This window comes from Gordonia sp. OPL2, from assembly GCF_003797825.1.
Classification (GTDB): Bacteria; Actinomycetota; Actinomycetes; order Mycobacteriales; family Mycobacteriaceae; genus Gordonia.
Genome location: NZ_RKME01000025.1, coordinates 24,192 through 35,626 on the forward strand (window position 1 = coordinate 24,192; position 11,435 = coordinate 35,626).

6 protein-coding genes are annotated in these 11,435 nt (G+C 67.1%); 2 read left to right on the forward strand and 4 right to left on the reverse strand.

Going from position 1 to position 11,435, the window contains the following annotated elements:
* Positions 1-14: 14 nt before the first annotated feature.
* The gene (locus tag EEB19_RS20325; RefSeq protein WP_187589173.1) at positions 15-1,580 is read right to left on the reverse strand and encodes an NAD(P)/FAD-dependent oxidoreductase; all 1,566 of its coding nucleotides are present in this window, start codon (positions 1,578-1,580) and stop codon (positions 15-17) included.
* 154 nt (positions 1,581-1,734) lie between these two features.
* Between EEB19_RS20325 and EEB19_RS20330 the strand changes: the two genes are divergently transcribed.
* Entirely contained in the window at positions 1,735-2,304 is a 570-nt protein-coding gene (locus EEB19_RS20330; protein ID WP_187589174.1) for a TetR/AcrR family transcriptional regulator, read from the forward strand.
* A gap of 270 nt (positions 2,305-2,574) precedes the next feature.
* Here the strand turns inward: EEB19_RS20330 and EEB19_RS27050 are convergent, their stop codons facing one another.
* Positions 2,575-2,763 carry a hypothetical protein gene (locus tag EEB19_RS27050; RefSeq protein WP_262365809.1) on the reverse strand — a complete coding sequence of 63 codons (189 nt, stop codon included), beginning with the start codon at positions 2,761-2,763 and terminating at the stop codon, positions 2,575-2,577.
* Positions 2,764-2,784: 21 nt separating this feature from the next.
* Here EEB19_RS27050 and EEB19_RS20335 point away from each other — a divergent pair, with 21 nt between their 5' ends.
* Positions 2,785-3,513: an endonuclease domain-containing protein gene (locus tag EEB19_RS20335; protein WP_262365810.1), complete on the forward strand. Its 729-nt coding sequence runs from the start codon at positions 2,785-2,787 to the stop codon at positions 3,511-3,513.
* A gap of 143 nt (positions 3,514-3,656) precedes the next feature.
* Here the strand turns inward: EEB19_RS20335 and EEB19_RS20340 are convergent, their stop codons facing one another.
* Complete coding sequence (locus EEB19_RS20340) at positions 3,657-7,493, reverse strand: multifunctional oxoglutarate decarboxylase/oxoglutarate dehydrogenase thiamine pyrophosphate-binding subunit/dihydrolipoyllysine-residue succinyltransferase subunit (protein ID WP_187589176.1); 3,837 nt, start codon at positions 7,491-7,493, stop codon at positions 3,657-3,659.
* Positions 7,494-7,631: 138 nt separating this feature from the next.
* Complete coding sequence (locus EEB19_RS20345; RefSeq protein WP_262365816.1) at positions 7,632-11,405, reverse strand: ABC transporter ATP-binding protein; 3,774 nt, start codon at positions 11,403-11,405, stop codon at positions 7,632-7,634.
* Positions 11,406-11,435: the final 30 nt, after the last annotated feature.

Consider the following 11,435-nt stretch of genomic DNA (forward strand, 5'->3'; position numbering starts at 1 on the left):
GTGGGTCGGTGGGCTCAGGCGGTCACGCCGGCGGACCGGTCGTCGGCCGTGTCGCCGGCCGAGTCGTGAGATCGGTCGGCGACCGCCGAGAGTGCGCGTCCGCCGCGACGTTCCACATCGTAGGCGGCGATGTCGAACTGTTTGGTGATCCGCCGGAAGTTGAAGGTGAACCCGGGCCACAGCGTGGTGATGTTGCCGTGATGGTCCTTGTACCACGAGGAACATCCGCCGTTGACCCAGACGCTGTTGCGCAAGCTGTGCTGGATGTCGGCGTTGTAGCGCCGCTGATCGTCGAACTTGACCTCGGCGCGGGTGATCCCCTGCGCGCGAACGGTCTTCAGGTAGTCGACGAGATAGTTGAGCTGGGATTCGATCATGTAGACCATCGAGGTGTGGCCGAGTCCGGTCGACGGCCCGATCATCAGCATCATGTTCGGGAATCCGTTGATGAAGGAGCCCTTGTAGCCCTGCATCCCGATCTCTTCCCACACCCCGGCGAGGCTGCGTCCGTCGGTGCCGACGATCCGGTCGAACACCGGTGAGTCGGTGACGTGGAATCCGGTTGCGACGACGATGATGTCGACCTCGCGCTCCGTGCCGTCCCTGGTGACGATGCCGTTCTCGGTGACACGTGCGATGCCGTCGGTGACCAGGTCCACGTTGGGGCGGGCGATGGCGGGGTACCAGTCGTTGGAGCGCAGGATGCGCTTGCACCCGACCTGGAAGGTCGGCGTGGCCTTGCGGCGGGTCTCGGGATCCTTGATGGCACGGTTGATGTTGGCGCGACACACGAGTTCGACCGGCTTGAGCGAGCGTGGCGAGTAGGTGAGGCCGAACGCCGTCACCTCGTTCATCGCGTAGATCGCGCCGCGGACGGCGCTCTGGTATCCGGGGACGTGGGCGAACGCCCACTGTTCCGGCGCCGAGTACGGTCGTTCGGTGCGCGGGACGATCCACGGTGCCGTGCGCTGGTAGACGTCGAGCCGGCCGGCGGACTTCGCGAGTTCGGGAACCAGCTGGATGGCCGACGCGCCGGTGCCGATGACCGCGACCCGCTTGCCGGAGACGTCGAGGTCGTTGTCCCAGCGTGCCGAGTGCACGATGGTGCCCTGGTACGAGTCGAATCCGTCGATGTCGGGGAGATTGGGTTCGCAGAGCGGACCCACCGCGCCGATCATGATCTGGGCGCGGACCTGCTCCCGGTTGCCGTCGCGCTCGATGTCGAGCACCCAGCGTTGCTCGTCCTCGTGCCACTGCGCGTTGCTCACCTCGGTGCGGAAGCGCGTGTTCGCCGCGATGGCGTGCTCGGCCGCGACCTTGTTGATGTAGCGGTGGATCTCGGGCTGATGCGAGTACGAGCGCGACCACTGCGGGTTGTGCGCGAACGAGTACGAATACAGGTGCGACGGAACGTCGCAGGCGGCACCCGGGTAGGTGTTGTCGCGCCAGGTTCCGCCGAAGTCGGTGCCCCGATCGAGGACGACGAAGTCGTCGAACCCGTTCTGCTTGAGCTTGATGGCTGCGCCCAGGCCGGAGAAGCCTGCCCCGATGATGGCGATCTGTACATCGATCATTGTCATGGTCTCACCATAGAGGTCTACTGAATGGGCGTCAATAGCTTGTTGAATACTGATCAATAAGCGCATACGGTGGAGCTCACCAGGCACGACGGCAGAGAGGACACGGACAGTGGCGGTGACCCCAGGTGCTGCGCCTGCAGCCAAGCGGACACGGATGAGCCCGGAAGCACGCAGGGACCAGCTGATCGAACTGGGTCTGACGATGGTGCGCGACCGTCCGCTGGAGCAGGTGTCGATCGACGCGATCGCCGAGGCCGCCGGGGTCTCGAGGGCGCTGCTGTTCCACTACTTCGAATCCAAGCAGGATTTCCACGTCGCCATCGCGCGTGCGCAGGCCGACGAGATGCTCGAGTGCACGGCACCCGACCCGTCGCTGGGGGACCCGATCACGATGCTGTCGGCCTCGATGTCGGCTTTCATCGACTACGTCAGCGACAATCGCAAGGCCTACATGGCGTTCATGCGCGGGTCGTCGAGCGCCGATCCGGCGATGCGCGAGGTGTTCGACCAGACCCGCGCGGTGATGGCCGCCCGCGTCCTCGATCACGCGCCGGCACTCGGCATCGACGTCACGCCCGTCGTCGAGATGACCGTGCACGGGTGGATCTCGTTCGTCGAGGAGACCACGATCAGCTGGCTCACCGAACCCGTCATCACCCGCGAGCAGCTGCTCTCGCTGATCTCCGCGGCGCTGCCCGCGCTGGCGTCGGCCGTCGAGGCCTGACCTCGCGCCGATCGGTCAGACGCCGACAGCCACCGAAGCAGCGCTGACGGCAACCGAAGCAGCGCTGACGGCAACCGAAACAGCGCCGACGGCCACCGAAACAGCGCCGACGGCCACCGAAACAGCGCCGACGGCCACCGAAACAGCGCCGACGGCCACCGAAACAGCGCCGACGGCAACCGAAACAGCGCCGACGGCAACCGAAACAGCGCTGGCGGCAACCGAAACAGCGCTGGCGGGAACCCTGTCCTCACACTGGACAGTGGAGTGTCACCAGCCCGAATGAAACCGATCGTGCAGGCGGCGCGTCCAAGATGCATGAAGCGACATACGGAACGCCCCGACCCACGCCTCGTTCGACGTCAAGAAGCGCTGCGCCGCGGCGACCTGACCGCGGAACAATTCGAGGCGGCCTTTACGCGACTCCACGGCGACCTCTACATCGGTCGGGACGGTCATCTCGCTCCTTCCCAGCGAATCGTGGTCACAGTGCACTCGACGCCGTACGAGGTTGTCGTCGGCGGTGTCGCCGCCAAGGTCATGCACGGCGGCAAGTGGCACGACGGCGATTTCGCGGTGGAGCTGTTTCGGCCGCCGGGCTCAGGCAACAGGCCGGGGCGAGGCCGCGAGGTGCATCGAGCAGATCTGACCCCCAGCGACGTCGTGCATATCGACGGAATCGCCGTGACCTCGGTCATGAGGACGGCGTTCGATCTCGGCAGGATGGCACCGGACTGGCGTGCCCTCGGGCACCTGGACGATCTGCACGCGGCGACCCAATTCGCTCTCGACGACCTCCTCGCCTATGCATCGCGCTTCGACGGATATCGCGGGATTCGGCGATTGCGAGCCCTGATCCCACTCATCGACGGGCGCGCCGAGTCGCCACCGGAGGGCTGGGTTCGCCTGCTGATGCATCGTGGAGATCTACCGACACCCGACCTCCAGGTCGAGGTGTTCGATGGGGATGACATAGCTTTCGCCCGAATCGATCTTGCATACGAACATCTCAAGATCGCCATCGAGTACGACGGTGAGGACTTCCACTCGAGTCCGGAGCAGCGGGCGCACGACGAGCAGCGTGATGCCAGACTTCGCGCTCTGGGGTGGATCATCATCCGCATCACCGCGGACCGGCTGAGGACCGATCCGTGGGGGATCGTCATGGAGATCGAACGGGCTTTGAGGAAGCGCGGCGGCTACTTCTGATCGGTGCCATCGAGGAGCAGCAGGTTGCCGTCGGCGAAGAACCGGTTGCCGTCGGCGCGAATCACGGTGCCGTCGGCGAAGAGCAGGAAGACACCGGCGGCGGGTGTCCGCTCGGGACACCCGCCGCCGATCGTGACTTCAGATCAGGAGAAGGCCTCGTCGAGGATCTCCTGCTGCTCGACCGCGTGGACCTTGCTCGACCCCGACGACGGCGCGGACATCGCGCGGCGCGAGATACGGCGAAGACCGCTGAGCACGTCCGGGAGCACCTCGGGCAGCCAGAGACCGAGGAACGGCCACGGACCCTGGTTGGCCGGCTCCTCCTGCACCCAGCGGAAGTCCTCGGCGTTCGGGTACTGCTCGAGGGTGTCGCGCAGGCGGCGGTGCGGCACCGGGTAGAGCTGCTCGATGCGGACGACCGCGATGTCCTCGCGCTTCTCCTTGTCGCGGCGGGCGGCGAGCTCGTAGTAGAGCTTGCCGCTGACCAGGAGCACCCGCTTGACCTTGCTGCGGTCGGCGCCGTTGACGAACCGCGGGTCGTCGAGCACCGAGCGGAACTTGTCGTCGGTGAACTCCTCGATCGGGCTCACCGCGTTCTTGTTGCGCAGCATCGACTTCGGGGTGAAGACGATCAGCGGGCGGCTGATGCCGTCGAGGACGTGGCGGCGCAGCAGGTGGAAGTAGCTCGCCGGTGTCGACGGCAACGCGACGGTCATCGAACCCTCGGCACACAGTTGCAGGAACCGTTCGATGCGTCCCGAGGTGTGGTCGGGACCCTGACCCTCGTGGCCGTGCGGCAGCAGCAGCACAACGTCGGACAGCTGGCCCCACTTCGCCTCACCGGAGGAGATGAACTCGTCGATGATCGACTGTGCGCCGTTGACGAAGTCGCCGAACTGCGCCTCCCACAACACGAGTGCGTCCGGGTTGCCGACGGAGTAGCCGTACTCGAAGCCGACGACCGCGAACTCCGACAGCGGCGAGTCGTAGACCTTGAACTGACCGCCGTTGTCGACACCGTCCACCGACTTCAGGTGATTGAGCGGTGTGTACTCCGAGCCGTCCACCCGGTCGATGAGCACCGAATGCCGCTGCGTGAAGGTGCCTCGGCGCGCATCCTGACCGGACAGGCGCACCGTACGTCCCTCGAGGACCAGCGACCCGAAGGCCAGCAACTCGGCGAATGCCCAGTCGACATTGCCGTGGCGCGACATCTCGTGGCGGCGTTCCAGCACCGGCTTCACGCGCGGATGCGGTCCGAAGCCGTCCGGGGTGTTCAGGAAGGCGTCGCCGATCGACTCGAGGACCTCTTTGTCGACCGCGGTGACGAGTTTGGTCGGCAGCGTCTGGTCGGACTCGACGGACGGACTCGGTTCGGCGGTGTACTTCTCGAGTTCCTTGACCTCGTTGAACACCCGCTCGAGCTGACCCTGGTAGTCGCGCAGGGCGTCCTCGGCCTCCTTGGTCGAGATGTCACCGCGACCGATCAGGGCCTCGGTGTAGCTCTTGCGGACGCCGCGCTTGGTGTCGATCACGTCGTACATGGCCGGCTGGGTCATCGACGGGTCATCGCCCTCGTTGTGGCCGCGACGACGGAAGCAGACGAGGTCGATGACGACGTCCTTGCCGAATGCCTGGCGGTAGTCGACGGCCATCTTGGCCACCCACACGCACGCCTCCGGATCGTCCCCGTTCACGTGGAAGATCGGCGCGCCGATCATCTTCGCGACGTCGGTGCAGTATTCGGTGGACCGGGAATGCTCAGGGGCGGTGGTGAATCCGACCTGGTTGTTGACGACGATGTGGATGGTGCCGCCGGTGCGGTAGCCCGGGAGCATCGCCATGTTCAGCGTCTCGGCGACCACGCCCTGGCCGGCGAACGCCGCGTCACCGTGCAGCATGAGCGGGAGCACGGAGAACTGGTCGTCGTCGTCGAGCAGATCCTGCTTGGCGCGGACGAGACCCTCGAGAACGGGATCGACGGCCTCGAGATGGCTCGGGTTGGCGGTGAGCGAGACGTTGATCTCGTTGTCGCCGAACATCTGGTAGTACTTGCCCTCGGCGCCGAGGTGGTACTTGACGTCGCCGGAACCGTGCGCCTGCGACGGGTTCAGATTGCCCTCGAACTCGGTGAAGATCTTGGAGTACGGCTTGCCGACGATGTTGGCGAGCACGTTGAGGCGGCCACGGTGGGGCATCCCGATGACGACCTCGTTGAGGGTGTGCTCGGCGCCCTGGTCGATCACGGCGTCCATCATCGGGATGACCGACTCGGCGCCCTCGAGCGAGAACCGCTTCTGGCCGACGTACTTGGTCTGCAGGAACGTCTCGAAGGCCTCGGCGGCGTTCAGCTTCGACAGGATGTATTTCTGTTCGGCGACAGGCGGTTTGACGTGCTTGATCTCGACCCGCTCCTGGACCCAGCGCTGCTGCTCGGGCTCGAGGATGTGGGTGTACTCGACGCCGACGTGCCGGCAGTACGCATCCCGCAGGATCGACAGCACGTCGCGCAGCTTCATCTTCTCCTGGCCGTGGAAGCCGCCGACGTTGAACGTCCGGTCGAGGTCCCAGAGGGTCAGTCCGTAGGTGAGGACGTCGAGATCCGGATGGCTGGCCCGGGCGTCGCTGTCCATCATCAACGGGTCGATGTCGGCCATCAGGTGTCCGCGATTACGGTATGCCGCAATGAGTTCGAGCACGCGAGTGCTCTTCTCGACGGAACCCGCGGGGATGTCGCGGCGCCACCGGATGGGCTCGTAGGGGATGTGGAACGCGGTGAAGATCTCGTCGTAGAACGCGTCGTCGAGAAGCAGTTCGTGGATCGTCCGCAGGAAGTCGCCGGACTCCGCGCCCTGGATGATGCGGTGATCGTAGGTCGAGGTCAGCGTCATCAGCTTGCCGACGCCGAAGTTCGCGATCTGCTCGTCGCTCGCCCCCTGGAACTCGGCCGGGTACTCCATCGCACCGGCGCCGACGATGGCGCCCTGGCCCTTCATCAGCCGCGGCACCGAGTGCACGGTGCCGATCGTGCCCGGGTTGGTCAGCGAGATGGTGACACCGGCGAAGTCGTCGCCGGTCAGCTTGCCGTCGCGCGCACGACGCACGATGTCCTGGTAGGCCGTGTAGAACTCGGCGAAGCCCATGGTCTCGCACTTCTTGATGGCCGCGACCACCAGTGTGCGGTTGCCGTCCTTGCCGACCAGGTCGATGGCCAGACCGAGGTTGGTGTGCGCCGGTGTGACGACATTCGGCTTGCCCTCGACCTCGGCGAAGTGGCGGTTCATGTTGGGGAACGCCTTGATGGCCTGGACGATCGCGTACCCGAGGATGTGGGTGAAGCTGATCTTCCCGCCGCGGGTGCGGGCGAGGTGGTTGTTGATGACGATGCGGTTGTCGATCATCAGCTTGGCCGGGATCGCGCGCACGCTTGTCGCGGTCGGCACCTCCAGCGAGGCCGACATGTTCTTCGCGATGGCCGCCGACGGCCCGCGCAGCACCTTCGATTCGTCTTCCGACGGTGTCGGTGCGGAGGCGGGCACCGGCGACTTGGCCTTGCCGTTCTGCGAACGCGACGACCCGTCGCGGCTCGCGGTGCTGGAACCGGAGGCGGCCTTCGTCGCGGTCGATTCCTTGGCCGGACCGGACTTGCGGGTGGGGGCGGCGGCCGCGGGCTGCTGGTCGAGGGTCACCTGCTTGGACTGCTTGGCCGGTGCCGGCTTGGCGGCTGTCTCCTGAGCAGTGGGGGTGGGAGCGGGCTTGTCCGGGGTGGCCTTCTCGGGTGCGGCCGGAGCTGCGGAGGCGGAGCCGCCGTTGGCGGAGGCCGCGGAGGCCTCGGCAGACGAGCCGTTCGACGTCGGGTCATAGGTGGCGAGGAAGTCGTGCCAACTCGGGTCGACCGACTTGGGGTCCTTCTTGTATTGCTGGTACATCTCCTCGACCAGCCACGTATTTTGTCCGAAATCCGATATCGAACTGCTCACAGCGCTATCTCGCCTCAATTCCCTCTGGTGTCGGGTCGCTTGTCACCAGGAAAGTCCCTTGTGAAGACTATCGGTGAACCACCTGCCGATGCTACGCGCGCGCGGAACCCGACGTGCGGCTGACCTCACCATCCGGGCTCATCTGAGGCGCATGTCACCAGCGGTGGCGATACCGTCTGCGTCGGGCGCGACACCCGCATCCCAGAACGCGCGGTACCTCTTACCCAACGTGAGCAACTCCGCGTGTGTTCCCATCTCCACGATGCGCCCGTCGTCGACCACCGCGATGACGTCCGCGCGGGCCGCGGTGGCCAGGCGGTGCGCCACGATGACCGATGTCCGACGATGGGTCAGCGCCTCGCCGGCGGCGAGGACCAGTGCTTCGGTGGCCTGGTCGAGCGTGGCGGTCGCCTCATCGAGGAGCAACAGGTCGGGCTCGACGAGTTCGGCGCGTGCCAGCGCGATCAGCTGACGCTGACCCGACGACAGGCCCTGGCCACGTTCGCCGATCGGATGATTCATCGCTCCCGGGAGTGAGGCGATCATGCCCGCGGCCCCGACGGCGTGTGCGGCCGCGGCGATCGCGGCCCGGTCGGCGCCGGGGCGTCCGTACGCGATGTTGTCGGCCACGGTTCCGGTGAACAGATGCGGTTCCTGCGGCACGACACCGAGGCGACCGCGGTAGTCGGCCAGCGTGAAGTCGCGGATGTCGGTCCCGTCCATCCGCACCGCGCCGGTGGTCGGGTCGTAGTAGCGGGCGAGGAGTTTGACGATGGTCGACTTGCCCGCGCCGGTCTTGCCCACGAGGGCCAGGGAGGTGCCGGGTTCGATGGTGAGGTCGATGCCGGAGAGTGCGTCACGGTCGGCGCCGCTGTAGCGGAAACCCACATCGTCGAGCGCGGCATGCCCGTCGAACCCGTGGGCGGGGACGTCGACGGTGTCGTCACGGCGGACGAGTGAGCTCGGGGTCCGGAGCAGATCGGAGATGCGTCGCAGGCCGACGACCGCCTGCTGGTATCCGTCGAACACCTGGGAGAGCTGTTGGACCGGTCCGAACAGCATCGACAGGTACAGCACGAACGCCACCAACGTGCCCGCCGACAGTTGGCCGGTGGTGATCTGATGGGCGCCGACGGCGATCGCGACCGCCGTCGCGAGATCCGACATCAGGGTGATGAACGGGAAGTAGGTGGCGATCGCCCGTTGCGACACCATCCGGGCGTGAACCCAGTCGAGCGCACGACGGGTGAATCTGGCCGTGGCCGCCGGTGTGTGGCGGTAGGTCTGGGTCGTCTTGATCCCCGCGATGTTCTCCTGGAAATCGGCGTTGACGATGCTGACGAGTTCACGGGAGCGGGTGTACGCGACCGACGAGATGCGCCGGAAGATCACCGTGGCGATGATCAGGACGGGAAAGACCGGGAGCATGATCGCGCCGAGCAGGGGATCGGTGAGGACCAGGGCGACGCTGACCCCCACCAGGGTGAAGGCTGCGACGATGGCCGTCGACAACCCGGTCTGCAGGAAGGTCGACAATGCGTCGACATCCGTGGTCATCCGCGTCATGATCCGGCCCGAGAGTTCGCGTTCGTAGTAGTCGAGGCCGAGACGCTGAAGGTGTGCGTAACTGCGGACACGCAAACCGAACAGGACACGTTCGCCGGCCCGGGTGGAGTAGAGGATCTCGGTGCCCGAGCCGATCCAGCCGATACCCACGAGCACCACGCCGATCGCGGTGGCCCACCACAGGGTCGACTCGTCGGTCCGTGATGCGGCGTCGATGACGGTTCGGGCCAGCGTCGGGAACGCGAGCCCGACCACGGTGTCGATCGCGATCGCGACGATGGCCGCCACGAGCAGCCACCGCACCGGGGTGAGCAGTCCACGCAGGGAGAACGATCGACTCTCGGTGCGCGCGGCGTCGACGTCGACGTGCGGCTCCTCGTCGGCGGGCGGCAGTGCGTCGACAGCGGCCAGCAGCTCGGGGGTGGCGGGCATCGAACCGAGCGCACCGCCGATCCCGCTGCCGCCCTTGGCGCCACCGCCCCCGGGCCCCGTGGTGGGGGTGGCGGGCCGACGGATCGTGGTGTCGGTGGTGGAGATCTCCTGGCTCGCCTCGGGCCACAGTCGATCGAGGTCGACGCTCGGGGGCAACTCCTGTGTCGTCCCTCGACCGGCCACCTCCGGATCGCCCGAAGCCATCAGCGACCGGAACAGGGCACACCGCTCGTCGAGTTCGGCGACGGTGCCGATGTCGACGATGCGGCCCTCGTCCAGCACGGCGACCCGATCGGCGAGGGTGAGCGTCGACCGACGGTGGGCGAGTAGCAGCATCGTCCGGTGATCGGCGCGCAGTGAGCGGAGGATCTGCGCCTCGGTGGTGGCGTCCACCGCCGATGTCGCGTCGTCGAGCACGAGTACACGCGACTCCGTATACAGTGCGCGGGCCAGGGCCACACGCTGACGCTGACCGCCCGACAGGGTGAGTCCGCGCTCGCCGACGACGGTGTCGAATCCGTCCGGGAGCGCATCGATGAACTCCCACGCGTCCGCCCGCTGCGCCGCGGAGATCAGCCGAGCCGACGGCTCGCCGCCCTCGTCGGCGGCCGTCGTCGGACCGAGCACGATGTTCGCGGCGATCGTGTCGGAGTAGAGGAACGGCTCGTCGAAGACGACGGAGACCGCGGCGCGCAGGGCGTCCGGTGCGAGCTCCTCCACCGGGTGCGCAGCGCCGTCGGCCGACACCAGCTCCACGACCCCGCTGCCAGGCCGGTAGTAGCGGCCGGCGAGGTCGGCCAGTGTGGACTTGCCCGACCCCGGGCGCCCGACCACGGCGACGCACTCGCCCGGCCCGACCGTGAGATCGACGTCGGCGAGCACCGGGCGGTCGCCGAAGGCGAACCCGACACCGCTCAGCCGTATCCCGAGCGGACCGTCGGGCAACGTCGCGGTGTTGGCCTCCGCCGCGTCATGGGGATGGTCGATCACGTCGTATACCCGGTCCACCGCCGCTCGCGCGAGCTGGGCGCTGACGACGAGGTTCGTGAGCAGCCGCGCCAGCGCGGTCATCGACGCGATGTAGGTGGCGAACGCCAGGAAGGTCCCGGCGGTGATGTGGCCGTGCATGGTGAGGTAGCCGCCGACCGCGATGACCGCCACCATGCCGAGCTGTGGGATCGCCGCCATCGTCGGGGTGAAGCGGGCGTTGATCTTTCCGGCCCGCAGGCGCAGCGAATAGAGTCGGCCGCCGAGGCCGACCAGCTCGTCGACGGCACGCTCCTCCTGGCCGAAACCCTTGACGACGCGCACGCCGGTCACCGTCTCCTCGACATGCTGGGCGACGTCGGCGGCGGCCTGCTGCGCCGACCAGGTGGCGGCGAACAGCGTTCGGCGCGTGCGGAAGACGACGAATCCCACCACCGGGAAGATGAGCAGTGCGACGCAGGTGAGCAGCGGGGACAGGTAGGCCATGATCCCGATCGCGAGGACCACCTGTACCGCGGCTCCCGCCGACAACGGCACCATCGCGAGCAGCCCCTGCACGATCTGCAGGTCGGAGATCGACCGCGACACGATCTGGCCGGTGCGGATCTGGTTCTGCGCGTTGCCGTCCAGGTGCAGCAGCGTGTCGAGCAGCCGGAGGCGCAGCGCGTTCTGCACGTTGATCGAGAGGCGACCCGCGGTGAGCCGTCGACCGAACTGACAGCCGTAACGGACGACCGCGAGGACGAGCAGTGCCACCACGATCGTCCGAAGCGAGAGCCCGTCGTGCACCGCGCCGGTCGCGTGGTCGATCGCGGCCTTCGCGAGCAGCGGTGCGAGCAGATCGACGCCCACGGCGACCACGGTCACCCCAAGCGTGATCAGGACGAGTCGGCGGTGACGCCAGCACTCGGCCGCCAGCCGTCGGATCCAGCGGCGGGGGGCGGTCGGGTCTGGTGT

Bases quoted from the DNA above. Each gene is read 5' to 3' on its own strand.
- EEB19_RS20325 (WP_187589173.1), bottom strand. From the start codon at position 1,580: ATGACAATGATCGATGTACAGATCGCCATCATCGGGGCAGGCTTCTCC.
- EEB19_RS20330 (WP_187589174.1), top strand. From the start codon at position 1,735: ATGAGCCCGGAAGCACGCAGGGACCAGCTGATCGAACTGGGTCTGACG.
- EEB19_RS27050 (WP_262365809.1), bottom strand. From the start codon at position 2,763: ATGACCGTCCCGACCGATGTAGAGGTCGCCGTGGAGTCGCGTAAAGGC.